Source organism: Pseudomonas palmensis, from assembly GCF_017848315.1.
Taxonomy (GTDB): Bacteria; Pseudomonadota; Gammaproteobacteria; order Pseudomonadales; family Pseudomonadaceae; genus Aquipseudomonas; species Aquipseudomonas palmensis.
In genome coordinates, this window is sequence record NZ_JAFKEC010000008.1 from 111,045 (window position 1) to 136,075 (window position 25,031).

The 25,031-nt window shown below is 65.1% G+C and carries 25 protein-coding genes and 1 pseudogene; 6 read left to right on the forward strand and 20 right to left on the reverse strand.

The genetic code is table 11. The features are described 5' to 3' along the window. Window positions 1-37: 37 nt before the first annotated feature. The gene (gene pyrC / locus JZZ72_RS07390) at window positions 38-1,084 is read right to left on the reverse strand and encodes a dihydroorotase (RefSeq protein WP_043861973.1); all 1,047 of its coding nucleotides are present in this window, start codon (window positions 1,082-1,084) and stop codon (window positions 38-40) included. A gap of 131 nt (window positions 1,085-1,215) precedes the next feature. On the opposite strand from pyrC, the gene JZZ72_RS07395 reads away from it, so the two are divergent. Together JZZ72_RS07395 and JZZ72_RS07400 are read left to right on the forward strand one after the other, a co-directional pair. Beyond that, window positions 1,216-2,184, forward strand: coding sequence for a flagellar protein MotY (locus JZZ72_RS07395; protein ID WP_043861972.1), 969 nt, complete (start codon window positions 1,216-1,218; stop codon window positions 2,182-2,184). Between the two features lie 134 nt (window positions 2,185-2,318). Next, a complete protein-coding gene (locus JZZ72_RS07400; protein ID WP_043861971.1) occupies window positions 2,319-3,536 on the forward strand; it encodes an argininosuccinate synthase in 1,218 nt (405 codons plus the stop codon). Window positions 3,537-3,587: 51 nt separating this feature from the next. Here JZZ72_RS07400 and JZZ72_RS27755 read toward each other — a convergent pair whose 3' ends face one another. Continuing rightward, the gene (locus JZZ72_RS27755; RefSeq protein ID WP_043861970.1) at window positions 3,588-4,115 is read right to left on the reverse strand and encodes a hypothetical protein; all 528 of its coding nucleotides are present in this window, start codon (window positions 4,113-4,115) and stop codon (window positions 3,588-3,590) included. A gap of 467 nt (window positions 4,116-4,582) precedes the next feature. On the opposite strand from JZZ72_RS27755, the gene JZZ72_RS07410 reads away from it, so the two are divergent. Further along, the gene (locus JZZ72_RS07410; RefSeq protein ID WP_043861969.1) at window positions 4,583-5,209 is read left to right on the forward strand and encodes a response regulator transcription factor; all 627 of its coding nucleotides are present in this window, start codon (window positions 4,583-4,585) and stop codon (window positions 5,207-5,209) included. A 75-nt stretch (window positions 5,210-5,284) separates the two neighbouring features. Here JZZ72_RS07410 and JZZ72_RS07415 read toward each other — a convergent pair whose 3' ends face one another. From JZZ72_RS07415 to metG, 8 genes and pseudogenes are all read right to left on the reverse strand, one after another. Further along, the gene (locus tag JZZ72_RS07415; protein WP_043861968.1) at window positions 5,285-5,464 is read right to left on the reverse strand and encodes a PA3496 family putative envelope integrity protein; all 180 of its coding nucleotides are present in this window, start codon (window positions 5,462-5,464) and stop codon (window positions 5,285-5,287) included. A gap of 104 nt (window positions 5,465-5,568) precedes the next feature. Continuing rightward, the gene (nth, locus tag JZZ72_RS07420) at window positions 5,569-6,207 is read right to left on the reverse strand and encodes an endonuclease III (protein ID WP_043861967.1); all 639 of its coding nucleotides are present in this window, start codon (window positions 6,205-6,207) and stop codon (window positions 5,569-5,571) included. Between the two features lie 4 nt (window positions 6,208-6,211). Beyond that, window positions 6,212-6,733 carry an Rnf-Nqr domain containing protein gene (locus tag JZZ72_RS07425; RefSeq protein WP_196933031.1) on the reverse strand — a complete coding sequence of 174 codons (522 nt, stop codon included), beginning with the start codon at window positions 6,731-6,733 and terminating at the stop codon, window positions 6,212-6,214. Next, window positions 6,726-7,340, reverse strand: coding sequence for an RnfABCDGE type electron transport complex subunit G (locus JZZ72_RS07430; protein ID WP_210014238.1), 615 nt, complete (start codon window positions 7,338-7,340; stop codon window positions 6,726-6,728). Before JZZ72_RS07430 ends, JZZ72_RS07425 begins: the two co-directional genes overlap by 8 nt. Beyond that, window positions 7,337-8,320, reverse strand: coding sequence for an RnfABCDGE type electron transport complex subunit D (locus tag JZZ72_RS07435; RefSeq protein ID WP_210014239.1), 984 nt, complete (start codon window positions 8,318-8,320; stop codon window positions 7,337-7,339). The genes JZZ72_RS07430 and JZZ72_RS07435 overlap by 4 nt, the downstream gene beginning before the upstream one ends. Window positions 8,321-8,336: 16 nt before the next feature. Next, window positions 8,337-9,152, reverse strand: a pseudogene (locus JZZ72_RS07440) (RnfABCDGE type electron transport complex subunit B); the annotation flags it as partial. After that, entirely contained in the window at window positions 9,149-9,724 is a 576-nt protein-coding gene (locus JZZ72_RS07445) for an Rnf-Nqr domain containing protein (protein WP_210014241.1), read from the reverse strand. The pseudogene JZZ72_RS07440 and the gene JZZ72_RS07445, both read right to left, overlap by 4 nt. 91 nt (window positions 9,725-9,815) lie before the next feature. Beyond that, the gene (gene metG / locus JZZ72_RS07450; protein ID WP_210014242.1) at window positions 9,816-11,855 is read right to left on the reverse strand and encodes a methionine--tRNA ligase; all 2,040 of its coding nucleotides are present in this window, start codon (window positions 11,853-11,855) and stop codon (window positions 9,816-9,818) included. 151 nt (window positions 11,856-12,006) lie between these two features. Between metG and apbC the strand changes: the two genes are divergently transcribed. Beyond that, window positions 12,007-13,101 (forward strand): iron-sulfur cluster carrier protein ApbC, encoded by a 1,095-nt coding sequence (apbC, locus tag JZZ72_RS07455; RefSeq protein WP_058540969.1) that lies wholly within the window; start codon window positions 12,007-12,009, stop codon window positions 13,099-13,101. Between the two features lie 180 nt (window positions 13,102-13,281). Here the strand turns inward: apbC and JZZ72_RS07460 are convergent, their stop codons facing one another. Further along, window positions 13,282-13,491, reverse strand: a complete 210-nt coding sequence (locus JZZ72_RS07460; RefSeq protein WP_008365925.1) for a cold-shock protein — start codon at window positions 13,489-13,491, stop codon at window positions 13,282-13,284. A gap of 350 nt (window positions 13,492-13,841) precedes the next feature. Between JZZ72_RS07460 and dcd the strand changes: the two genes are divergently transcribed. Both dcd and JZZ72_RS07470 read left to right on the forward strand, forming a co-directional pair. Next, on the forward strand, window positions 13,842-14,408 hold the full coding sequence (dcd, locus tag JZZ72_RS07465; RefSeq protein ID WP_028943496.1) for a dCTP deaminase: 567 nt from the start codon (window positions 13,842-13,844) through the stop codon (window positions 14,406-14,408). 100 nt (window positions 14,409-14,508) lie between these two features. Continuing rightward, on the forward strand, window positions 14,509-14,736 hold the full coding sequence (locus JZZ72_RS07470) for a hypothetical protein (RefSeq protein ID WP_043861959.1): 228 nt from the start codon (window positions 14,509-14,511) through the stop codon (window positions 14,734-14,736). 2 nt (window positions 14,737-14,738) lie between these two features. On the opposite strand, the gene pdeM is transcribed toward JZZ72_RS07470, so the two are convergent. The 9 genes from pdeM to JZZ72_RS07515 form a co-directional block, all read right to left on the reverse strand. Continuing rightward, window positions 14,739-15,398, reverse strand: coding sequence for a ligase-associated DNA damage response endonuclease PdeM (gene pdeM, locus JZZ72_RS07475; protein WP_210014243.1), 660 nt, complete (start codon window positions 15,396-15,398; stop codon window positions 14,739-14,741). After that, window positions 15,399-17,858, reverse strand: a complete 2,460-nt coding sequence (locus JZZ72_RS07480) for a ligase-associated DNA damage response DEXH box helicase (protein ID WP_210014244.1) — start codon at window positions 17,856-17,858, stop codon at window positions 15,399-15,401. An 83-nt stretch (window positions 17,859-17,941) separates the two neighbouring features. After that, window positions 17,942-18,706 carry an ABC transporter ATP-binding protein gene (locus tag JZZ72_RS07485; RefSeq protein ID WP_210014245.1) on the reverse strand — a complete coding sequence of 255 codons (765 nt, stop codon included), beginning with the start codon at window positions 18,704-18,706 and terminating at the stop codon, window positions 17,942-17,944. A gap of 10 nt (window positions 18,707-18,716) precedes the next feature. Beyond that, the gene (locus JZZ72_RS07490; protein WP_054914742.1) at window positions 18,717-19,832 is read right to left on the reverse strand and encodes a succinylglutamate desuccinylase/aspartoacylase family protein; all 1,116 of its coding nucleotides are present in this window, start codon (window positions 19,830-19,832) and stop codon (window positions 18,717-18,719) included. 8 nt (window positions 19,833-19,840) lie between these two features. Beyond that, the gene (locus tag JZZ72_RS07495) at window positions 19,841-20,551 is read right to left on the reverse strand and encodes an ABC transporter permease (RefSeq protein ID WP_043861955.1); all 711 of its coding nucleotides are present in this window, start codon (window positions 20,549-20,551) and stop codon (window positions 19,841-19,843) included. Further along, window positions 20,548-21,276 carry an ABC transporter permease gene (locus tag JZZ72_RS07500; RefSeq protein ID WP_210014246.1) on the reverse strand — a complete coding sequence of 243 codons (729 nt, stop codon included), beginning with the start codon at window positions 21,274-21,276 and terminating at the stop codon, window positions 20,548-20,550. The genes JZZ72_RS07495 and JZZ72_RS07500 overlap by 4 nt, the downstream gene beginning before the upstream one ends. A gap of 103 nt (window positions 21,277-21,379) precedes the next feature. Continuing rightward, window positions 21,380-22,162 carry a transporter substrate-binding domain-containing protein gene (locus JZZ72_RS07505; protein ID WP_043861953.1) on the reverse strand — a complete coding sequence of 261 codons (783 nt, stop codon included), beginning with the start codon at window positions 22,160-22,162 and terminating at the stop codon, window positions 21,380-21,382. 111 nt (window positions 22,163-22,273) lie between these two features. Further along, window positions 22,274-23,911 (reverse strand): ATP-dependent DNA ligase, encoded by a 1,638-nt coding sequence (locus tag JZZ72_RS07510; protein WP_054914741.1) that lies wholly within the window; start codon window positions 23,909-23,911, stop codon window positions 22,274-22,276. Then, entirely contained in the window at window positions 23,908-24,924 is a 1,017-nt protein-coding gene (locus tag JZZ72_RS07515; RefSeq protein ID WP_210014247.1) for a ligase-associated DNA damage response exonuclease, read from the reverse strand. The genes JZZ72_RS07510 and JZZ72_RS07515 overlap by 4 nt, the downstream gene beginning before the upstream one ends. Window positions 24,925-25,031 lie beyond the last annotated feature (107 nt).

The window sequence follows — 25,031 nt, forward strand, 5'->3', positions numbered from 1 at the left end:
CCGCCTTGACCTTCCTGGTCGTCTTCGTAATCGTCGCTCACACAGTCTCCTCCAGCAGGCGCCAGCGCAGTTGCTCACCGGCGCGCAGCGGGATGACAGTCTGCTCGCCGAACGGCAGGCTGCCTGGGGCGGTCCAGCTTTCGCGGACCAGGGTAATGTGGTCGGTGTTCGCCGGCAGGCCGTAGAACGCCGGGCCATGCAGGCTGGCGAAACCTTCCAGCTTGTCCAGCGCGTTGCGCTGTTCGAACGCCTCGGCGTACAGCTCGATGGCGGCGAACGCGGTGTAGCAGCCGGCACAGCCGCAGGCGGCTTCCTTGGCATGCTGGGCGTGGGGCGCCGAATCGGTGCCGAGGAAGAACTTGCTGCTGCCGCTGGTGGCTGCGTCGAGCAGAGCCACCTGGTGGGTGTTGCGCTTGAGGATCGGCAGGCAGTAGAAGTGCGGGCGAATACCGCCCACCAGCATGTGGTTGCGGTTGTACAGCAGGTGCTGGGCGGTGATGGTCGCGCCGACGTTGGCCGGGGCCTCGTTGACGAACTGCACGGCTTCGGCAGTGGTGATGTGCTCGAACACCACTTTGAGCGTGGGGAAGCGTTCGACCACACGGCGCAGATGCTCGTCGATGAACAGCTTCTCGCGATCGAACACGTCGATCTCGGGGCGGGTCACTTCGCCGTGCACCAGAAGCGGCATGCCCACTTCGGCCATGGCTTCGAGCACCGGGAAAATCTTGTCGACGCTGGTCACGCCGGAGTCCGAGTTGGTGGTCGCGCCGGCCGGGTACATCTTGGCGGCATGCACGAATCCGCTGGCCTTGGCCGCGCGAATGTCCTCGGGCTGGGTGCGGTCGGTGAGGTACAGCACCATCAGCGGTTCGAAGCGGCTGCCGGCAGGGCGGGCGGCCAGGATGCGCTGGCGATAGGCGTCGGCTTCGGCAGTGTTGCGTACCGGCGGTACCAGGTTGGGCATGATGATGGCGCGGGCAAAGGTGCGCGCCACGTCGCCGACGGTATGGGGCAATACAGCGCCATCGCGAAGATGGATGTGCCAGTCGTCGGGACGCAGGAGGGTCAGGCGGTCGGACATTGGGGATTCCAGGCGGTTCGAACTCCCGGTGAATGCTACCGGAAAAGCCCGATCCGAGCACTCGCTATCAAGTTTTGCGCAGGGCGTCCGATAGCTTGCAGGTATGCCGTAAGAAATTTGTGGAGCCGCCCGTGCGCCAGCGTTACCTAGCCCTGCTCAGTATGTTTGCCAGCCTGCCGGCCGTGGCACTCACCTTCCAGACTCGCGTGGAGAACGTCGAGTGGAAGGTCGAGGGCGATCAGTTCGAATGCCGGCTGATCCAGCCGATCGCCGATTTCGGCAGCGGCGAGTTCGTGCGCCGCGCGGGCGAGCAGGCCACCTTCCAGCTTCGCTCCACCAGCAATGTGCTGGGCGCCGGCTCCGCGACCCTGCTGGCCGCCGCCGCACCGTGGCAGCCTGGGCGTGGCGACATCAACCTGGGCGCGGTGCGCATGGCGCGCAGCGGCGTGCTGTTCAACAGCTCCCAGGGCCAGGCCAGCCGGCTCATCAATGGCCTGCTGGACGGGCGCAGCACCGTGGTGCGCAACTACACCGGCGAAGCCGGGCGCAGCATGGAAGTGCGCGTGCTGCCGGTGAAGTTCAACCGTGCCTACGGTGACTACCAGGCCTGTGCGGCCAAGCTGCTGCCGATGAACTATGACCAGGTGCGCCAGGCACGCGTGGGCTTTCCGGGCGGAGGTATCGATCTGGATGCCGATGCACGTGCCCGCCTGGACGTGATCATCGACTTCCTCAAGGCCGACCCCACGGTCAACCACATCGAGCTCGATGGCCACTCCGACAACAGCGGCAACCGCCTGACCAACCGTGACCTCTCGCGTCGCCGCGCCCTGGCGGTGCAGGACTACCTCAAGGCCCATGGCATCCCCGAAGAGCAGATCACCGTGCGCTTTCATGGCGAGCGCTATCCGCTGGCGGCCAATACCAATGCCGCCAATCGGGCACGCAACCGCCGGGTGAACATCCAGCTCGACCGCGTCACCCCGGTCGAGAAGCCCGCAGAGGTTGCCCCGCACAAGCCTGCCGAACCGGCAGCGACCCCGCCTGCGCCGGCACCCACACAGACGCCGGCCGCCCAGGCAGGCAAACCCGCCGCCTGATTCGACGGTGCGACCGCCGGTCGCGCCGACGACAATTTCTGTCGCTTTGTCGTCACAAGCTGTCGCCCCACTGTAAATTCTGCGGTAAGGCCGGTAGAATCACCGGCTTTCCGTACAACCCGTGGAGTGATGGCATGGCGGACGTAAAAAAGGTCGTACTGGCGTATTCCGGCGGCCTTGATACTTCGGTGATTCTCAAGTGGCTGCAAGATACCTACAACTGTGAAGTGGTGACGTTCACCGCCGATCTGGGGCAGGGCGAGGAGGTCGAACCGGCCCGCGCCAAGGCTCAGGCCATGGGTGTCAAAGAGATCTACATCGATGACCTGCGAGAAGAATTCGTCCGCGATTTCGTGTTCCCGATGTTCCGCGCCAACACCGTCTACGAAGGCGAGTACCTGCTGGGTACTTCCATCGCACGTCCGCTGATCGCCAAGCGTCTGATCGAGATCGCCAACGAAACCGGCGCCGACGCCATTTCCCATGGCGCCACCGGCAAGGGCAACGACCAGGTGCGTTTCGAGCTGGGTGCCTACGCGCTCAAGCCAGGCGTCAAGGTCATCGCCCCATGGCGCGAGTGGGACCTGCTCTCGCGCGAGAAGCTGATGGACTACGCCGAGAAGCACGGTATCCCGATCGAGCGTCACGGCAAGAAGAAGTCGCCGTACTCGATGGACGCCAACCTGCTGCACATCTCCTACGAGGGCGGCGTGCTGGAGGATACCTGGACCGAGCACGAAGAAGACATGTGGCGCTGGACCAAGTCGCCAGAAAACGCCCCTGACGTTCCGACCTACCTGGAACTGACCTACCGCAACGGCGACGTCGTGGCGCTGGACGGCGTCGAGATGACTCCGGCCACCGTCCTGGCCACCCTGAACCGCATCGGCGGCGAGAACGGCATCGGTCGCCTGGACATCGTCGAGAACCGCTATGTGGGCATGAAGTCCCGTGGCTGCTACGAAACCCCGGGCGGCACCATCATGCTGCGCGCGCACCGTGCGATCGAGTCCATCACCCTGGACCGCGAAGTGGCTCACCTCAAGGATGAGCTGATGGCCAAGTACGCCAGCCTGATCTACACCGGCTACTGGTGGAGCCCTGAGCGTCTGATGCTGCAACAGATGATCGATGCTTCGCAGTTGAACGTGAACGGTGTGGTTCGCCTGAAACTGTACAAGGGCAACGTGATCGTCACCGGTCGCAAGTCTGACGATTCGCTGTTCGATGCCAACATCGCCACCTTCGAAGAAGACGGCGGCGCCTACAACCAGGCCGACGCGGCGGGCTTCATCAAGCTCAACGCACTGCGCCTGCGCATTGCCGCGAACAAGGGTCGCTCACTGGTGTGAGGGGCGCTTGAACGAAAGGAACCCGGCCTGAGGCCGGGTTTTTTTATGCCTTCATTGCGGTGGCTCGGCGCCCAGGGCATGGGTGGTCAGTGTGGTCTGCGTGCCGGTTTCAAGGTTGTGGATGACCAGCGTGCCTAGCCTGGGCTGTTGCGTGATGGCCTGAGTGACAAGGTATTCGATCAGCGATGTGCTGTGTGCACCGGAAATGACGATGGTCGAGATAGCGGGTGCCATGGCGTCGCAACCCAGGGGTGGGGCTTGTGTGGTCAATTGTGCAAAGGCAGAACGGGCAGGCGGCAGGTGACTTTCACGTTGTTCTGAAGTTGGCCAGTCTTTGGGTTCATCCTGAACTTCAGGCGTGTCCTCGTTGTACTCCGGGCAATACAGCGTCTTGCTGTTGAAGTTGAGCGTCAAGAAAAACAGGATTGTCAGAAAGGGTGGAAAGCCCACCAGAAACCACGTGTAGATACCCTGGCTGTCTTCGCCAAGAAAGGGCAGTGAGGCCAACGCAGAGGCTTCGATGATACCCGCGAAAATAGCAATGATCGTCAGTGGGCTTTTCGGTTCGACGTTGCTCATGTACGTGCCTGCTGCTCGGCGTGAGCGCTGTTTCGTGGGCGCAAGGGTCAGGGTTCGCATTGTTTTTGGAACCACTATGCGGCCTGGGTACTTCGGTGTTCAGGGGGTTATGGATCGTCCTCAGGAAATACTTCGGTGCAACTTCGACGCGATAAAACGCCGTGACAGGATTGATACCCGGGTTAGTCAAATATCACGGATATTTCCTGCGTGCGGGCGAGCGTTGTCATATGGAACGTGGCGAGAGTGCGGTGTTAGTGTTTGTTCGCACTGCATGCACGCCTCGAACGACGCAATGATTGTTTCTGCTTAACGCCTGCTATCAGGAAGTTTTGTAGGAATAATCTTCTATTTAGGTAGGTCTGGTCTTGTCGTGCAACTGTCAAGGAAGCTGCAATGCACTATGCCGGTTGACTAGGCTATTGTGCGGGCTCAAAAAATCGAACAGCGAAAATTGGATTTTGCCCATGAATAAAGTGCTGATCGTGGATGATCATCCGGTCATTCGCCTGGCTGTACGCATGCTGATGGAGCGGCATGGCTATGAAGTTGTCGCAGAGACCGACAACGGAGTGGACGCGCTGCAGCTGGTCAAGAAACACCTGCCCGATATCGTGATACTGGATATCGGCATGCCCAAGCTCGATGGGCTGGAGGTCATCGCAAGGTTGACCTCCAATGACGTGAACATAAAGGTACTGGTGCTGACCTCACAGGCACCTGGGCATTTTTCGATGCGGTGCATGCAGGCGGGCGCCGCGGGTTATGTCTGCAAGCAGCAGGACCTTACCGAGCTGCTCAGCGCCATCAAGGCGGTCCTCTCCGGTTACAGCTACTTCCCCAACCAGGCCCTGCACTCGGTGCGTTCGAACCTTGGCGGTTCCAGCGAAGCGGATATGGTCGAACGTCTGTCGGGGCGGGAGATGATGGTGCTGCAGCAACTGGCACGCGGCAAGACCAACAAGGAGATTGCCGACGGCATGTTTCTGAGCAACAAGACGGTGAGTACCTACAAGACGCGCCTGTTGCTCAAGCTCAATGCGCGCTCCCTGGTGGACCTTATCGAACTGGCCCAGCGTAACGGCCTGGTGTGAACCAGACCTTGCCAGGGCGACTGCCTGGCCCCTGCATGCGCTAGAGACGGCCCGCCCGCGACCTGAAGTGGGCCGTCAAAGATCGAAGTCGTAATCGGCCAACTGCTTTTGCAGGCGGCGTTCTTCCAGCATGTTGTCGATGGTGCGACGCTTGCTGAGGTTGGTCTTCGCCGTTTCGGGCGGGCTTTCCGTTTCCTGTTCGTCTGCCGTGTCCGGCTCGACGTCGATATCCAGCTCTTCGTTATCGGTGCTCATAAGTCACTCCATGCCAAGAGGGCTATTGGCGCACCTTATAGCGATATTTTCAGAGCCGGTAAAAAAGATTTTTTCAATCGTGCGCAACCGATTCAACTATTTGTTCAATCGTCGGAGGTTTTTTGCGGGTACTCGCAAAGGTCCTCGATACGGCAGCTTCCACAGCGTGGCTTGCGCGCCTGGCATACATAGCGCCCATGCAGTATCAGCCAGTGGTGCGCATCCAGCAGATAGTCCTTGGGCACAAACTTCATCAATGCCTTTTCCACCTCCAGCACCGTCTTGCCGGGGGCGATACGGGTGCGGTTGCTGACCCGGAAGATATGCGTGTCCACCGCCATGGTCGGCTGGCGAAATGCGGTGTTGAGCACCACGTTGGCCGTCTTTCTGCCCACCCCGGGCAACGCTTCGAGGGCTTCGCGGGTTTGCGGCACTTCGCCGCCGTGGCGCTCGATCAGCAGGCGACAGGTTTCGATGACGTTCTTGGCCTTGCTGTTGTACAGGCCGATGGTCTTGATGTAGCTGGACAACCCTTCAACGCCCAGGTCGTAGATGGCCTGGGGCGTGTTGGCCACCGGGTACAGGCGTGCAGTGGCCTTGTTGACCCCCACGTCGGTGGATTGCGCCGAGAGGATGACCGCGATCAGCAGTTCGAAGGGGGTGGTGTAGGCCAGCTCGGTCTTCGGGTCCGGGTTGTCTTCGTGCAGCCTGCGAAAGATTTCCAGGCGTTTGGCAGCATTCATGGGCTCAGAGGCTTCCTTGACGGCTAGAGGGGGCCGGCTTGCGCCGCACCCGGTTGAAAATGGCCAGTAGCAGGCCCAGCAGGATCAGTGCGCCCGGGGTCAGTTGGGCCAGGCGCAGCCCGGCAGAGCCCAGCAGTTCGCGGCACAGGCCCAGCAGCAGGTGCACTGTACACAAGCCGATGACCAGCAGCAGGCCTTGCGCGACGCCGCGATGGCGCTCGAAGCTCTGCTCCAGCAGCACGCATTGCAGTGCGATCAGCGCCGGGTAGATGCCCAGTTGCGCGTGAACCTCCAGGGCCCAGGCGCGCAGGCTCAGCTCCAGGCAGGTCACCAGCATCGCCGCCAGCAGCACGCTGACCAGCGTGGTCTGCAGCCCTTGCAGCAGCGGGCGCAAGGGCGTCATGCACAACCGGTGCAGGCACAGGCTCAACAGGCTGAACAACGCCACCGCTGCGGCCTGGGCCAGGGTCTGGCTGGCGCCCAGCATCGGGGCCAGGCTGAGGATGAGCAGGCTGCGGCTATTCATGTTCACCGGTACCCAGCAGATAGTGGGAGTGTTCGTCGAAGTAGCGCAGGGCATCGTGCACCGCCCGGATCACTGCGCGGGAGGTCACGCTGGCGCCGGCCAGCTGGTCGAACTGGCCGGCATCGCGCTTGAGGGCCCAGGCCGGATCGGGGGTGTCCGCCAGCGTGCGGCCCTCGAACCCGCGTAGCCAGGTGTTGCCCGGTTCACTCAACTTGCCGCCAAGCCCTGGCGTTTCCTGGTGCTGCAGCACCCGGGTGGCCAGCAGGCGGCCGTGGCTGTCGATGGCGATCAGCAGGTCCAGTGGCCCCGCATAGCCCTGAACCCGGCTGTGCAGCACCACGGCGCTGGGCTGGCCGAGCAGGGTTGCGCGGTAGCCGGCCAGCAGGGTGCTATGGGCCAGGGTCGGTGCGGGCAGTACGAGGGGGCGTTGCAGCGGCTGGTTGTCGTAGCGCTCTGCCGGCAGCACGCTCAGCAGGCTCCTGGCCTTGAGCTGCACTTCAGCCTGGCTGATACGCGCGGCGTTCAACTGCGCCCAGCCAATGGCGCAGCCGATGGCCAGGCACGCCACGGCCGCCACCAGCAGCACTGCACGCGCCCGGGGGGTCATGCCGGCTGCCCTTGGCGCCGCGCGGCCCAGCGTTCGAGCGCCGGCACGCACAGGTTCATCAGCAGCACGGCGAACGCACTGCCGTCGGGGTAGCTACCCCAGGTACGGATCAGATAGACCAGCACGCCCACCCCGGCGCCGAACAGCAGGCGTGCGCTGGCCGCCCTGGGGCCGCTGACCGGTTCGGTGACGATGAAGAACGCGACGAACAGGCTGGAGCCGGCCAGCAGGTGAAACAGCGGCGAGCCATTGGAGTCGGAGCCCGAGCCGTTCCAGCCCAGCAGGCTCATGATGAACAGGCTGCCCAGCATGGCCACCGGGGCATGCCAGCTGAACACCTTGCGCTGCAGCAACAACAGGCCACCGGCCAGGAAGGCCAGGGCGACCCACTCGCTGCCCGCGCCGGCGAATCGGCCGAAGGCCGGGTGCTGGCCGAACAGTTCGTCGATGGTCAGGCTCTGGTTGTGGCGCACCACATCCAGCACCGTCGCCTGGGCCCAGGCGTCGGGTCGGACGGCCAAGCCGAACACCGCTTCGAGGCTGGTGCTCAGGTCCAGCGGTTGCGGCCCGGGCCACTGGGTCATCTGGGCCGGAAAGCTGACCAGGGCCACGGCATAGCCGAGCATGGCCGGGTTGAACGGATTCTTGCCAAGCCCGCCGTACACATGCTTGCCCAGGGCCAGGGCGCTTGCGCTGGCAATCACCGGCACCCACCAGGCGAGGTAGGCGGGCAGAGCGATGGCCAGCAGCGTGGCGCTGACCAGGGCGCTGCCATCGCCCAGTGCAGCACGCACCGGGCGGCGCTGGGCGCGCAGCAGCACCGCTTCGGTCGCCAGCGCCGCAGTGGTGGTCAGCAGCAGGTTGAGCAGGGTGCCCCAACCGTGCAGCCAGGTCAGTGCCAGCAAGCCGGGCAGGCACGCCAGCAGCACCAGGCGCAGGCTGGCGCGCAGGCGTTCGCCCGGGTCAGGCGCGGGCAGCATCGCTTACCGCCAGCAGTGATTCCAGGTGGGCCTGGGCCTGTTGCTGCGCTTGCTGCAGGTCAGCCAGTTGCGCTTGCTGCGCCGGGCTTGGCGAGTCGCCAAAGGCTGTGCGCGCCTTGGTCAGCTGGGCGCGACTCATGGCCGCGGCAATCTTGGCCTTTTTCAGCGCCGCATCGGCGGCTGCAGCCTTTTGCGCCTGCACCCGCGCAATCGCGGCCTTGATCGGGTCGTCGGCCGGCACCGCAGCCGCCGCGTTCGGGGCGGGCCGCTGGCTGCGCGCGATGCGTTCGGCCTGCTTGCGCGCCTCTTCGCGTTGCAGGCGCTGGGCACGCTGCTCGAAGCGATGGCGTGCATGGCTGCGCCGGGCGGCGCGGGCAAGCTGCTGTGGCCGGGTGTGCGCCAGGCCGCCGACGATCGGCACGATGGGGCTGTCGGCAGGCAGTGACAGCAGGTCGATGCAGTCGACCGGGCAAGGCGCCACGCACAGGTCGCAGCCGGTGCATTCGGCGCTGATGACCGTGTGCATCAGCTTGGCGGCGCCGACGATGGCGTCCACCGGGCAGGCCTGGATGCATTTGGTGCAACCGATACATTCGGCCTCGCGAATGAAGGCGACCTGGGCGGGCGCACTGCCGCGGTCGGCATCCAGGGCAATCACCGGCACCTGCAGCAGTGCTGCCAGTGCGGCAATGGTCTCGCTGCCGCCGGGTGGGCACTTGTTGATCGCCTCGCCCGCCGCCAGCCCCTGGGCGTAAGGCTGGCAGCCGGCATGACCGCACTTGCCGCATTGGGTCTGGGGCAGCAGGGCGTCGATGCGTTGAATCAGGCTCATGAGGTGAACAGTCCGTTGAAACCGAGAAAGGCCAGGGCCATGATCCCTGCCCCGATCAGCTCGATGGGCAGGCCGCGCAAGGCCACGGGGGCCGCGTCGCTGCGTTGGCGCAGGTCGTCGAACAGGCACAGCGCCAGCCAGAAGCCCAGGCCGCCGCCCAGGCTCAGGGCCAGGGTGGCGAACGGGTCGAGCGTGGCATCGCTGGCTTGCAGGGCAAGGCCCAGGACGGCGGCATTGCCTAGCAGCAAGGGTTTGAGGCCGGTGAACGGCCAGTGTGGCAGTTGGCGTTGCAACCGGTTCAGCACCGGCGCTGCCAGCAGAACGTACAGCGGCAGGAACACGAACAGGCGCAGGTACTCCAGTTGCAGTGGGCGCAACCCGTAGCGGTGAAGCAACTGCCCGGGTACGACCGCCAGCACCATCAGCACCAGCGTCGCCAACCCCAGTGCATGCACCCGGCGACGTGACGCCGGCTCGACGGGCTGCAGCAGCGGGTCGAGCGCGAGGGCCTGGTGCAACACGAGGTTGTTGACCAGCGCAGCGCTGATAAGGGTAAGGAGCAATTCGGTCATGGGCGCGCCACAGGCAAGAGGCTGTGCGCCATTATCCGGCAATCACGGTGCAATGAGAACGCCCCGGCCGGTCAGGGTCGGGGCGTGGCACTTACTTGATGCGCTGACCCGGCTTGGCGCCGCTGTCAGGGCTGAGCAGGTAGATCTCCTCGCCGCCAGGGCCTGCGGCCATGACCATCCCCTCGCTTACGCCAAAGCGCATTTTGCGTGGCTTGAGGTTGGCGATCATCATGGTCAGACGACCTTCCAGCTTGCTCGGGTCCGGGTAGGCGGACTTGATGCCGGAGAACACGTTGCGCTGCTCGTCACCGATGTCCAGGGTCAGTCGCAGCAGCTTGTCGGCCCCTTCCACGGCTTCGGCCTTGAGAATCAGCGCTACCCGCAGGTCGACGGCGGCAAAGGTGTCGAAGTCGATCTCGGCCGACAGCGGGTCCTTGGTCAGTTCGCCGTTGCCGGTGACCACGCTGGTCTGGCTGGCGGCCAGGTCCTGCTTGGAAGCGTCGACCATGGCTTGCACCTTGACCGGGTCGATGCGGGTCATCAATGCCTTGAACGGGTTCAGCTGGTGGTTCTCGAGACGGCTCTGGTGGTCGTTCCAGGTCAGCGGCGCGACGTTCAGGAACGCCTCGGCATCGCTGGCCAGTTGCGGCAGCACCGGCTTGAGGAAGATCACCAGCTGGCGGAACAGGTTGATGCCCTGGGCGCACACGGCCTGCACTTCGTCCTGCTTGCCTTCCTGCTTGGCCAGCGACCACGGGGCCTTGTCGGCGATCCAGGCGTTGGCGCGGTCGGCCAGGCCCATGATTTCGCGCATCGCACGGGCGAAGTCGCGGCCTTCGTAGGCGTCGGCGATACCCGGTGCCGCAGCCAGGAAGGCTTCGGTCAGCTCCGGTGCGGCGTCGCCGGCCACCATCACGCCGCCGTTGCCCTTGTGGATGAACCCTGCGCAGCGGCTGGCGATGTTGACCACCTTGCCGATCAGGTCCGAGTTGACCTTCTGCACGAAGTCTTCCAGGTTCAGGTCCAGGTCATCCACGCCACGGCCCAGCTTGGCCGCGTAGTAGTAGCGCAGGTATTCCGGCGACAGGTGGTCGAGGTAGGTGCGCGCCTTGATGAAGGTGCCACGGGACTTGGACATCTTCTGGCCGTTGACCGTCAGGTAGCCGTGCACGTTGATTGCGGTCGGCTTGCGGTAGCCGGCGCCTTCAAGCATGGCCGGCCAGAACAGCGCGTGGAAGTTGACGATGTCCTTGCCGATGAAGTGGTACAGCTCGGCGCTGGAGTCTTTTTTCCAGTAGGCGTCGAAGTCCAGTTCCGGCGTGCGGTCGCACAGGTTCTTGAAGCTGGCCATGTAGCCGATCGGCGCGTCCAGCCACACATAGAAGTACTTGCCCGGCTCGCCCGGGATCTCGAAGCCGAAGTACGGCGCATCACGGGAGATGTCCCATTCCTGCAGGCCGGAATCCAGCCATTCGGCCAACTTGTTGGCCACGGCGTCCTGCAGTGTGCCGCTGCGGGTCCACTGCTGCAGCATGGCCTGGAAGTCAGGCAGCTTGAAGAAGAAGTGCTGGGAGTCCCTGAGCACCGGGGTGGCGCCGGAGATCGCCGACTTGGGGTTCTTCAGTTCGGTCGGTGCGTAGGTGGCGCCGCATTTTTCGCAGTTGTCGCCATACTGGTCGTCGGCCGCGCATTTGGGGCAGGTGCCCTTGATGAAGCGGTCGGCCAGGAACATCTGCTTGTCGGGGTCGAAATACTGGGTGACCGAGCGCGTGGCGATATACCCGGCGTCACGCAGTTTCAGGTAGATCTGGCTCGACAGCTCGCGGTTTTCGTCGGCGTGGGTCGAATGGTAGTTGTCGAACTCCACCAGAAAGTCGGCAAAGTCGCCGCAGTGCTCGGCCTGCACGTTCGCGATCAGTTGCTCGGGGGTAATGCCTTCTTTCTCGGCGCGCAGCATGATCGCCGAACCGTGCGCGTCGTCGGCGCACACGTAGGTGCACTGGTTGCCGCGGTACTTCTGGAAGCGCACCCACATGTCTGTCTGAACGTACTCGAGCATGTGGCCAAGGTGGATCGACCCGTTGGCATAGGGCAGGGCGCTGGTGACGAGAATCTGGCGTGGCTCGGACATGGGGGCTCGGCTACTTTCGGCTACAGGGTATGAACGGTGATCGGCCACTATAAAACGATGGGAAATATATTTCACCCCATGGACGTATCTGCCGTTGTTTCACGGGTTAGCATAGCGACCTGTTTCATTCAGTCTTTTATCGGGAGTCTCCATGAGCGCCGTCACTCGCGCAGCGGTTGAAACCGTCCTTCGCCAATACACCGACCCTTACCTGAACCAGGACCCGGTCAGCGCCGGGTGTGTGCGCAGCATCGATATCCAGGGCGACCGGGTCAGCGTGGCCCTGGAGCTGGGCTATGCCGCCGGCCTGTTCAAGAACGGCTGGGCCCAGGTGCTGCAGACCGCCGTCGAGGGGATCGAGGGCGTGGCCTCGGCACAGGTCGAGATCACCTGTGTGATCGCCGCGCACAAGGCCCAGGCGCAGATTCCGGGCCTGGCCAACGTCAAGAACATCGTGGCCGTGGCCTCGGGCAAGGGCGGTGTGGGCAAGTCCACCACCGCCGCCAACCTGGCCCTGGCCCTGGCCCGTGAAGGGGCGCGGGTGGGTATCCTGGATGCCGACATCTATGGCCCCAGCCAGGGCGTGATGTTCGGTATCGCCGAAGGGACCCGGCCGCAGATCCGCGACCAGAAGTGGTTCGTGCCGTTGCGTGCGCATGGCGTGGAAGTCATGTCGATGGCGTTTCTTACCGACGACAACACGCCGATGGTATGGCGTGGCCCGATGGTCTCCGGCGCGTTGCTGCAACTGGTGACCCAGACCGCCTGGGACAACCTCGACTACCTGGTGATCGACATGCCGCCGGGCACCGGCGACATCCAGCTGACCCTGGCGCAGAAGGTGCCGGTGGCTGGTTCGGTGATCGTGACCACGCCGCAGGACCTTGCGCTGCTGGACGCGAAAAAGGGTGTGGAGATGTTCCGCAAGGTGAATATCCCGGTGCTGGGCGTGGTCGAGAACATGGCCGTGCATATCTGCTCGAACTGCGGGCATGCCGAGCACCTGTTCGGTGAAGGTGGTGGCGAGAAGCTGGCGGCGCAGTACGGTGTGGAGCTGCTGGCTTCGCTGCCCCTGTCGATGCTGATTCGCGAGCAGGCCGACAGCGGCAAGCCGACCGCGATTGCCGAGCCTGAAAGCCAGATTGCCATGGTGTACCAGGAACTGGCACGGCAGGTGGGGGCGCGCATCGTGCTGCAGGAAGCGGCGGCGCCGGCGATGCCCAATATCACCATCAGCGAAGACTGAGTCGATACCCTCGCCTGTGTAGGAGCCGGCGTTGCCGGCGAAGGGCCCACTGCATCACCAGGCAGGTACTGCGGTGTTGCCTTCGCCGGCAACGCCGGCTCCTACGGGCAGCCCCACCGGCAAGGCAAAAAAAAGCCCCGCCGGTGAGGGCAGGGCTTTTTTCAAGCAGTGAAGCGCAAGTTAGATAACTTGTACTTCTTCAGCTTGCATGCCTTTCTGGCCGCGGGTAGCGACGAAAGAGACCTGCTGGCCTTCTTTCAGGCTTTTGAAACCGTCAGCTTGAATGGCTTTGAAGTGTACGAACAGGTCGTCACCGGATTGTGGGGTGATGAAGCCGAAGCCTTTTTCATCGTTGAACCACTTAACGGTACCGGTTTGGCGATTGGACATGGTCTGTCTCCTTGGACAAAGTTAATTACGGCTCAGGAAACGCCCTGGCCGAGACTGAGTGCAAAGAGGCAGAAAATTCATGAAGATGGGTTGATCGAGATCTTGCATCAGGTAGAGATTCTCAGTGACACGTGCAGCACAGTGGCGTCACCATAACCCTTTTTCCAGAACGTGCCAATGGTCTTGTTCAGCTTTCGTGCAATTCAAGACTGACGGCGCCGCGATACCCCGCGCAGGCCCCGTATGACGCGGATCTTGCCGCCAACACCGCACGGAACTTTGAACCCGGCGCCGGGCCCGGTAAGATGCCCCACAGAATTTCTTCACCACGCTATTTCAGGACACCCGCCATGAGCATCAAATCGGACAAGTGGATTCGCCGCATGGCGCAGGAACACGGCATGATCGAGCCCTTCGTCGAGCGTCAGGTACGCGGCGAAAGCGACAACCGGCTGATCTCTTTCGGCGTCTCCAGCTACGGCTACGACGTGCGCTGCGCCGACGAGTTCAAGGTGTTCACCAACATCAATTCGGCCACCGTCGATCCGAAAAACTTCGACGCCGGCAGCTTCGTCGACGTCAAGAGCGACGTGTGCATCATCCCGCCCAACTCCTTCGCCCTGGCGCGCACCGTCGAGTACTTCCGCATCCCGCGCAACGTGCTGACCATCTGCCTGGGCAAGAGCACCTATGCCCGTTGCGGCATCATCGTCAACGTCACCCCGCTCGAGCCGGAGTGGGAAGGCCACGTGACCCTGGAGTTCTCCAACACCACCACCCTGCCGGCCAAGATCTACGCCAACGAAGGCGTGGCGCAGATGCTGTTCCTGGAGTCCGACGAAGAGTGCGAAGTGTCCTATAAGGACCGCGGCGGCAAGTACCAGGGCCAGCGCGGTGTGACCCTGCCGCGCACCTGAGCCGACGAAGCGAGGGAATTACTCGCCGGCAAGGCACTCCAAGCAGATGAACCGTCCCGGCACGCCAGGAGGCGTGTCGGACTTCGCTCAGGAGCCGCCTATGAAACTCGACCCCTCAATCAGCGCCAAACTTGCCGTGCTGCAGCCCAATCAGATCGGGCTGGTGGCCTGGTCATTGCTCGCGCAGCCGCCACTGATGCAGGCCGGTGGCGTCCCCGGCCAGCCTGGCCCGGACACCCCGTCGCCGGCGCAGCCAGGCGATAACCCGCCGATGGAACCGGGTGAACCCACACTCCCTGATGAACCGCCACCGGCACCGGTTGCCTGAGCCTAGGGCTTGACCGGCCATACCTGCGCGTCTGCCGTCAGGTACACGCGCTCACCCGGCTGAGGCTGCACTGCCCAGCCGCCGGTGAAGTCCCCGAAGGCCGGCAGCAGGCCGAGCCGTTCGCCGATCACGAAGCAGGGCAGGCGCAGGCGTTGCCGCGCGCGCCCCCGCAGCACATACACCGGATGTACGTGGCCGGCCAGCACCAGGTGCGTGGCATGGGGCTCGGGCTCGTGCTGCAAGGCGAACGGCCCCAGCAGCAGCGGGCCGTCCAGCACGTCGATGCGCAGCCCCTCGGGCGGGTCGCCGGCATGCAGGTCGTGGTTGCCGCGTATCAGCGTGATCTTCAGTCGGGCGTGCTGCTCCCGCCATTGCCGCACGCGTTCCAGCGTGGCCGCGGCGCGGCCGGTGCGTGCGTGCAGAAAGTCGCCCAGCACGATCAGCTCTTCGCACGGGTAGCTGGTCAGCAGCCGGTCCAGGCGTTGCAGGGTCGATTGCGTGGTGCCGCGGGGCACGGGCAGGTGCTGGGCGCGAAATGCCGCCGCCTTGCCGATATGCACATCGGCCACCAGCATCACCCTGCGCGCCGGCCAGTACAGCGCCTTGTCCCCCAGCAGCCAGAGCTGCTCGCCCTGTACGTCGATGTTCAGGCAGTGACTCATTCAGCGCTCCCGGCTCGCGGCCTTTTCCAGGTCGGCGACCATGCGGGCGATGCGGTCGGCGAGCTTTTCCGTGCTCAGGGTTTCGCGCATGCCTTCCACCAGCAGCGGAAAGGCCAGCGGGCCCGGGCGCGCAAGCGGCTGCAGATGCAGGCGCAAACCGCCCAGCCGGCTCAGTACCTGCGCCAGGCGGTCGATCTCAAGCTCTGCGTTCAGCACCTCGTCACGGGCCTGGCCCAGCAGCAGGTTGCCCGCGTCGTGCTGGCGGAACACCTCGAAGAACAGGCCGCTGGACGCCTGGATCTGCCGGGTGCTCTTGTGCGAGCCGGGATAGCCGCCGAACACCAGCCCGGAGATCTGCGCGATTTCGCGAAAACGGCGCATGGCCATTTCGCCGGCATTCAGGCTGGCCAGCACGTCCTCGAGCAGTTCATCGGGGCTCAGCAGGTCCGGCAGCATGGCCGCCCACGGCACTTCGCCAGGGCACAGCAGTTCCAGGCCATAGTCGTTCACCGCAATCGAGAAACTCGCCGGCTGGCTGCGGCTGTAGCGCCACGCCAGCAGGCTGGCCAGCCCAAGGTGGGTGGTGCGCCCGGCAAATGGATAGAGAAACAGATGGCAGCCCTGACGCGAGGTCCAGGTCTCGGCCAGCAGCATGTCGTGGGTGGGGATCACCGACCAGCGCCGCTGCAGCTCCAGCAATGGCTTGACCGCCTGCATGGCCGGCCCGTGGTAGCGACCGTGCGCGGCGCTGTCGAGCTGCTCGACCACGGCCCTGGCCAGCTCGCTGGAAAGCGGCATGCGCCCGCCGTTCCAGCGTGGTACGGCAGGTTTGCGTGCGGTGCTGCGACGCACATAGGCGGTCATGTTGTCGATGCGCACCAGCTCCAGCGTGCGCCCGGCGAACAGGAAGGCATCGCCCGGGCGCAGGCGGGCAACGAAGGCTTCCTCGACACTGCCCAGGTTGCGCCCGCCGCCTCCCTTGCTCCAGAACTTCAGCTGGATGCTCGCATCGCTGACGATGGTGCCGATGCCCATGCGGTGGCGCCGCGCCAGGCGCGCGTTGGCCACCCGCCATACCCCGTCCGGGGCTTCGATGACCCGGTGATAGTCAGGGTAGGCGCCCAGCGAGGCACCGCCGTTGTGCACGAATTCCAGCGCCCATTGCCACTGTTCGTCGCGCAGGTGCCGATAGGCCCAGGTGCTGCGCACTTCCTCGAGCAGTTGCGCGGGGCGAAACCCGACCCCCAGGGCCATGCTCACCAGGTGCTGCACCAGCACATCCATGCACAGCGCCGGAGAGCGCCTTGCCTCTATTTGGCGTGCTGCCACGGCCTCGCGGGCGGCGGCGGCCTCCACCAGCTCCAGGCTGTGGGTCGGTACCAGGGTCACCCGCGAAGGGCGGCCCGGCGCGTGCCCCGAGCGTCCGGCGCGCTGCATCAGACGCGCCATGCCCTTGGCCGAGCCGATCTGCAACACCCGTTCGACGGGCAGAAAATCCACCCCCAGGTCGAGGCTTGAGGTACATACCACTGCCTTGAGCTGGCCCTGTTTCAGGCTCTGCTCGACCCAGTTGCGGGTTTCGCGGGCCAGCGAGGCGTGATGCAGGGCAATGATGCCGGCCCAGTCGGGGCGCGCCTCCAGCAGCGCCTGATACCACAGCTCGGCCTGGGCGCGGGTGTTGGTGAACACCAGGCAACTGCTGCTACGGGCCACCTCATCGCGCACCTGCGCGAGCATCTTGAGCCCCATGTGCCCGGCCCAGGGGAAGCGCTCGATGGCTTCGGGCAGCAGGGTATCGACCTCGATGCGCTTGTCCTGGCGGCCTTGCACCAGGCAACCGCCCTCGGGCAGCAGCACGTCGCGGGCATGCTCCAGGTTGCCCAGGGTGGCCGAGATGCCCCATACGATCAGGCCCGGGTGCCAGCGGCGCAGGCGCGCCAGGGCCAACTGCAGTTGTACACCGCGCTTGTTGCCGAGCAGCTCGTGCCATTCGTCCACCACCACCAGGCGCAGGCTGGCGAACTCGCTCTGCGCCGCATCGCGGGTCAGCAGCAGGGTCAGGCTTTCGGGGGTGGTGATCAGGGCACTGGGCATGCGCCGGCTCTGGCGGGCACGCTCGGCGCTGGAGGTGTCGCCGCTGCGCACGCCCAGGCTCCAGTGAATCTGCAACGCGTCCAGTGGCGCCTGCAAGGCCCGCGCGGTATCGGCGGCCAGGGCGCGCATGGGGGTGATCCACAGCACTTGCAGCGGTGCCGGGTGCTTGGCGCGTGGCGTGTCCTGGGCATGGAGGTGTTGCAGCGCGGCCAGCCACAGGGCGTAGGTTTTGCCGGCGCCGGTGCTGGCATGCAGCAACCCGGATTCGCCGCGGGCGACGGCGGCCCACACGCGCTTCTGAAAGGCGAAGGGCTTCCAGCCACGGGTGGCAAACCAGGGGCCAGCAAGGTCGGACGGTTTACGCATGCCGGGGCCGCTTGTGGGCAGTGGGTGTGTCTTCACAGACCATCAATGCCCGGCATTAGTTTTAGCGGGTGACAATCGTCGGGTTATTTGAGGTTGCCACTCAGGAACTGGCGCAGCCGCTCGCTCCTGGGGTTGCCCAGCACATCGGCCGGTGCGCCCTGTTCCTCCACCAGCCCCTGATGCAGGAACAGCACCTGGCTCGATACCTGCCGTGCAAAGCTCATTTCGTGGGTCACCATGATCATGGTGCGGCCTTCCTCGGCCAGCCCCTGGATCACCCGCAGCACTTCCCCCACCAGCTCCGGGTCCAGCGCCGAAGTCGGCTCGTCGAACAGCATCACCTCCGGCTCCATTGCCAGCGCCCGCGCGATCGCCACCCGCTGCTGCTGGCCACCGGACAGGAACGCCGGGTACTGGTCTGCCACCCGCGGCGCCAGGCCTACCTTGTCCAGGTAGGCACGTGCCCGTTCCTCGGCCTCGTGCCGGCTTACCCCCAGCACCCGGCGCGGCGCCATGCTGATGTTCTCCAGCACGCTCAGGTGGCTCCACAGGTTGAAATGCTGGAACACCATGGCCAGGCGCGTGCGGATACGCTGCAGCTCGTCGGCATCGGCCACGCGCAGGCCGTGGCGGTCTTGCACCATGCGCACCGGCTGGCCGTCCAGGGTCATGCTGCCCTCGTCGGGCTGTTCGAGAAAATTGATGCAGCGCAGAAAGGTGCTCTTGCCCGAGCCACTGGCGCCGATCAGGCTGATCACGTCGCCGGTGCTGGCCTGCAGTGAAACGCCCTTGAGCACATGGTGCTCGCCGTAGCGCTTGTGCAGGCCTTCGATGGTCAGTTTGTACATGCACGGCCCCTCATGGCGATAACAGGTAGCCGCTGCGGTACGGCTGGTTGCCCGCCACATGCGCAATCACCATGCCAGCGGTGGCCATGCGTCGCAGCGAGCGGGCATACAGCAGCCCGGCCTGCTGGTTGTATACCGGGGTCACGCGGTCGCTGAGCGGGTCGATCACCTCGGCGATCAGTTGCCCGGCCTGCACCGGCTGGCCCGGGGTGACATGAAACACCAGCAGGCCGCCCAGCGGCGTGGCCACCGGTTCGACCGCCGCCAGCGGTGTGGCCGGGTAGGGCAGGGGCGGCAAGGGGGCGGCCTCGCCTTCGATGGCACCGAAACGGGTCAGGTAGTTCAGGATCGCCTCGCAGTCGGTGCTGGCCAGCGGGTGGCTCACATCGCCCTGACCGCGCAGCTCCACCGTCACCGAAAAGCTGCCCTGGGGGATGGGGAACTGCTTGGCAAAGCGTTGCTGCAGCTGCCACCACACCAGGGTGAAACACTCATCGAACGACTGCCCGCCCGAATCGGTGGCCAGCAGGCTGGCCTGGGCCCCGAGATAGCGCGACAGCGCCTCGACCCGGGGCCAGGCTTCCGGGGTGGTGTACAGGTGCGCGACGGCCTCGAAGTCGCAGTGCAGGTCCAGCACCATGTCGGCATCGCAGGCCAGGCGTTGCAGTACCAGGCGCTGGGATTGCAGCGGGGTGGCGGCGGGCTGCGCGTCCAGCGCCCGGCGCATGCACTCGCGAATCAGCTCGACGTTGTGCCGCGGGTCCTGGGTCAGGTGCGCCTCGATCTGGTCACCGATGGTGTCGCTCAGGTCGACGAAGTGGCGGTTGAAGTTCTCGCCGCTCTGCAGCTCGAAACGCCCCAGGGGCACGTCCATCAGCACCTGTTCCAGGCCCACCGGGTTGGCGATGGGCACCAGCACGATCTCGTGGCGCAGGCGGCCCTGGCTCTGCAATTCGCCCAGGCGTTGCTTGAGGTGCCAGGCCACCAGCATGCCGGGCAGCTCGTCGGCATGCAGCGAAGCCTGGATATAGACCTTGCCGGCACCGCGCGGGCCGAAGTGGAAGCTGTGGATCTGGCGGCAAATCCCCGGCACCGGGGCCAGGATGTCGTGGGTCTTGTGGTGCATGAACGGTCCTAGTGTGCGGGGCCGAGGAAGGCCAGCCAGCGTCGTTCGGCCAGGCGGAACAGGCCCACCAGTGCGAAGGTCACGCACAGGTAGATGATGGCGGCCGTACCGAACGACTGAAAGGTCAGAAAGGTGGCCGAGTTGGCGTCGCGGGCGACCTTGAGGATGTCCGGCACGGTGGCGGTGAAGGCCACGGTGGTCGAGTGCAGCATCAGGATCACCTCATTGCTGTAGTACGGCAGCGAGCGGCGCAACGCGGACGGCATGATGATATAAGCATAAAGTTTCCAGCCGCGCAGGCCGTAGGCCCTGGCCGCCTCGACTTCACCGTGGTGCATGCTGCGGATGGCGCCGGCGAAGATCTCGGTGGTGTAGGCGCAGGTGTTCAGGGCAAAGGCCAGGATGGTGCAGTTCATGGCGTCGCGAAAGAAGCTGTCGAGCAGCGGTTGCCCGCGCACCACCTCCAGGCTGTAGATGCCGGTGTAGCAGATCAGCAACTGGATATACAGCGGCGTGCCGCGAAACAGGTAGGTGTAGAACTGCACTGGCCAGCGCACCCACAGGCGCCGTGACACCCGTGCAATCGACAGCGGGATCGACACAACGAAGCCGATCAGCAGCGAGGCGCTGAGCAGCCACATCGTCATCGCCAGCCCGGTGATGTGGGTGCCGTCGGTATAGAGGAACGCGCGCCAGTATTCCTGCAGCAGCTCGATCATCGCAGTGCCTCCCGGGTGCCGACGTTGTAGCGCCGTTCGAGCCAGCGCAGGGCCACGTTCGAGGCGCTGGTGATGAGCAGGTAGATGAAGGCCGCCACCACCAGAAAGTAGAACAGCTGGTAGCTGCTCTTGCCGGCATCCTGGGCGGCCTTGACCAAGTCGGCCAGGCCGATGATCGACACCAGCGCGGTGGCCTTGAGCATCACCATCCAGTTGTTGCCGATGCCCGGCAGGGCGAAGCGCATCATCTGCGGGAACACCACGAAGCGAAACCGCTGAAAGCGCTTGAGGCCATAGGCGGTGGCCGCTTCGACCTGGCCGCGCGGCACCGCGAGGATCGCGCCGCGAAAGGTCTCGGTGAAATAGGCACCGTAGATGAAGCCCAGGGTGATGACCCCGGCAGCGAAGGGGTTGATCTCGATGTAATCCCACTCCATGGCGTCGGTCAGGCTGGTGAGCCCGGTCTGCAGGCTGTAGAAGATCAACAGCATCAGCACCAGGTCGGGCACCCCGCGGATCAGCGTGGTGTAGAGCTGCGCGGGGATGCGCAGCAGCGGCAGCGCGGAGAGCTTGGCGCTGGCGCCGAACAGGCCCAGGCCGACGCTGACCAGCAGCGACATGAAGGACAGTTGCAGGGTCATCCAGGTGCCTTGCAGCAGCAGCGGGCCGAAGCCCCTGAGGCTGAAGGCGCCAAGGCCCAGGTGTTGCAGGAGGTCGTCAAGCATGGGGCGAGCCTGTGCGGGTGGGACCTTGGGTACGCGGTGCGTCAGCTCCTGCACGCACCGCGAACCCGTGTAGGAGCCGGCCTTGCCAGCGAAGAGGCCGGCCCTACTTGCCGCTGTACAGGTTCAGATCACCAAAGTGCTTCTTCTGGATGTCGGCATAGGTGCCATCATCGTGTAACGCTTTGATACCTTTGTTCAGCAGGGCCTTCAGCTCGCTGTTACCTTTCTTAATGCCCACCGCCGTCTTCGACGGCAGCAATTCGCTGTCCACCGGTTGGCTCACTTCGTAGCCCGCGCCCTGTGGCGATTTCAGAAAGCCCAGTTCGGCCTGCAGCATGTCCTGGATCGAGGCGTCCAGGCGTCCCGAAATCAGGTCGGCATACACCTGGTCCTGGTTCTGGTAGGCCTGGGTCTTGACCCCGGCCTTGTCCAGCACGGCCTTGGCATAGGCTTCCTGGATGGTGCCCTGCTCATAGCCGACGGTCTTGCCCTTGAGCGAGGCCGGGTCGGCGCTCATGCCTGCACCTTTTTTGAACACCAGCGCGGTAGGCCCGGAGAACAGCTCGTCGGAGAAGTCGATGACCTTCTCCCGCGCCGGGGTCACCGTCATGGACGAGATCACGCCGTCGAACTTGTTGGCCTTGAGGCCCGGAACCATGCCGTCGAAGTCGCTCTCGACCCACCTGCACTTGACCTTGAGCTCGGCGCAGATCGCGTTGCCCAGGTCGATGTCGAAGCCCACCAGGCTGCCGTCGGCGGCCTTGGACTCGAAAGGGGCGTAGGAGGGATCGACGCCGAAGCGCAGTTCCTTGTAGTCCTTGGCCAGGGTGTTGCCCGCAGCCAGGCACAGCGCCAGAGCAGACAGCGTCAGCAGAGCTTTTTTCATGGTGTGGTCCTTCAAGCGCAAGTGATGGGTGGCTGCGCAGCGTTACCGCTGGCCGCTCGACATCAAGCTCACAGCAATTTCCGCACCATAGTCCCAATTGCTGCGTTTCGCTTACCCCAGCAGCGACTGCAACGTGGCCAGGTCGTCTGCTTCGTCCACCGGTTTGTCCAGGCGCCAGCGCAGCATCCGCGGGAAGCGCACCGCAATCCCGCTCTTGTGGCGCTTGGACAGTGCGATGCCCTCGAAGCCGAGTTCGAACACCAGCGTCGGGGTCACGCTGCGTACCGGCCCGAAGGTTTCCACTGTGGTCTTGCGGATGATTGCATCAACCTTGCGCATCTCTTCGTCGCTGAGCCCCGAATACGCCTTGGCAAAGGGCACAAGGCTACGCTGCGGGCTGCCGGCGGGGGCGTCCCACACCGCAAAGGTGTAGTCGCTGTACAGGCTGGCGCGCCGGCCATGTCCGCGCTGGGCATAGATCAGCACCGCGTCCACGCTGAACGGGTCGATTTTCCACTTCCACCACACCCCCATGTCCTTGGTGCGGCCCACCCCGTACAGGGCGTCGCGGGCCTTGAGCATCAGGCCCTCGACCCCCAGGCTGCGCGATGCCTCGCGCTGGGCGGCAAGCTCGGCCCAGGTGTCGCCCTGCAGCACCGGCGACAGGCGCAGCGCCGGGTGCGCAGTGGTCTGCACCAGCGCTTCCAGCTGCGCCCGGCGCTCGGCCTGCGGGCGGCTGCGCCAGTCGGCGCCCTGCCATTCGAGCAGGTCGTAGCCCAATAGCACCACTGGCGCATCGGCCAGGATCTTCTTGCCCAGGGTCTTGCGCCCGATGCGCTGCTGCAGCAGGGCGAAGGGTTGCACGCCGTCGCGCCACACCACGATCTCGCCGTCCACCACGCAGCCATCGGGCAGCACGGCGGCCAGCGCCTGCAGTTCGGGGAAGCGCTCGGTCAGCAGCTCCTCGCCGCGTGACCACACCCACAGCTGGCCCTCGCGCTTGACCACCTGCGCACGGATGCCGTCCCACTTCCATTCCGCCTGCCAGGCCTGGGGCGGGCCGAGCAGGGCGTCGAACTGGTCCACCGGCTGTTGCAGCGCATGGGCCAGAAAGAACGGGTACGGCTGGCCGCCGCGCTGGGCATGTTCGTCTTCGGACTCGGCCGCGATCAGCTTGAGGTATCCCTGTGCCGTGGGGCGGTGCGACAGGTCGGTGTAGCCCACCAGGCGCTGAGCCACGCGCTTGCTGTCGATGTCGGCCAGTTGCGCCAGGGCGCGGGTGACCAGCAGCTTCGACACGCCGACGCGAAAGCTGCCCGTGACCAGCTTCAGGCACACCAGCAGGCTCTGCCGGTCGAGCTGTGCCCACAGGGGCGGCAGGCGCTGCGCCAGGGTTTCGGGCGGCAGTCCGCGCAGCGGCAGCAGGCAATCCTCGACCCAGTAGGCCAGGCCCGCGTCGCTGCTGTGGGCGGCTTCGGGCAGCAGCAGCGAAAAGGTCTCGGCCAGGTCGCCCACGGCCTGGTAGCTCTCCTCGAACAACCAGTCGGGCAAACCCGACAGGCTGATTGCCAGCTCGCGCAGCAGCCGTGTGGGTACCAGCTGGCGCGGCCGCCCGCCGGCCAGGAAGTACACCGCCCAGGCGGCGTCTGCGGGGCTGGCGCTTGCGAAGTAGCGCACCAGTGCATCGCGCTTGGCGTTGCTCGAGGTGGTGGCGTCGAGCTGGCCGTAGAGTTCGGCGAAGGCCTTCATGCGCTGGCCTCGGTCGGGGCGCCTTCATCCTCGTCACCGTATTCGGTGACGAACGCCTGGGCATCCAGCCCGCGCTCGCACAGGTAGCGCACCAGCACGGCCACCGAGCCGTGGGTCACCATCACCCGCTGCGCCCCGGTCTGTTCGATGGCCCATAGCAGGCCGGGCCAGTCGGCGTGGTCGGAGAGCACGAAGCCGCGGTCCACCCCGCGCCGGCGCCGGGTGCCGCGCAGGCGCATCCAGCCGCTGGCGAAGGCGTCGCTGTAGTCGCCGAAGCGGCGCATCCAGCTGCTGCCGGCCGCCGAGGGCGGGGCCAGGATCAGCGCCTGGCGCATGCGTGGGTCGTGCTTGTCCATCTCGCTGGCATGCAGCGTGGCGGGCAGGGCGACACCCGCTTCGCGGTATACCCGGTTCAGCGGCTCGACCGCGCCATGCACCAGGATCGGCCCCAGGCTCGGGTCCAGGCCATGCAGGATGCGCTGCGCCTTGCCGAACGAATAGCAGAACAGCACGCTGGCCTTGCCCAGTGTGATGTTCTCGCGCCACCACGCATTGATCTGGTCGAAGATCTGCTGCTGGGGCTCCCAGCGGTAGATCGGCAGGCCGAAGGTCGACTCGGTGATGAAGGTGTGGCAGCGCACCGGTTTGAACGGTGCGCAGGTGCCATCGGGTTCGACCTTGTAGTCGCCGGACGCCACCCACACCTCGCCGCGATACTCCAGGCGCACCTGGGCCGAGCCCAGCACATGGCCGGCCGGGTGCAAGCTCAGGGTCACCCCGCCGTGGTCCAGGCGCTGGCCGTAGTCGAGGGTCTGCAGGTTGATGTCGGCGCCCAGGCGGCTGCGCAGGATGCCCGCGCCGGGGCTGGCGGTGAGGTAGTGGCGGTTGCCGTTGCGGGCGTGGTCGCCATGGCCGTGGGTGATCACCGCACGTTCAACGGGGCGCCACGGGTCGATGTAGAAATCCCCGGGTGGGCAATACAATCCTTCGGGTCGTGCAATCACCAGGTCCATGCCAAGGCCGCTGCGCTGGGGGTTTAACCTAGGAGCGCGGCCGGGCCGGTGAAGTTCGATCCGAAAGCGTCGCCGGCGTGCTGCCGGCGACGCTGCAGGGGGGTGCT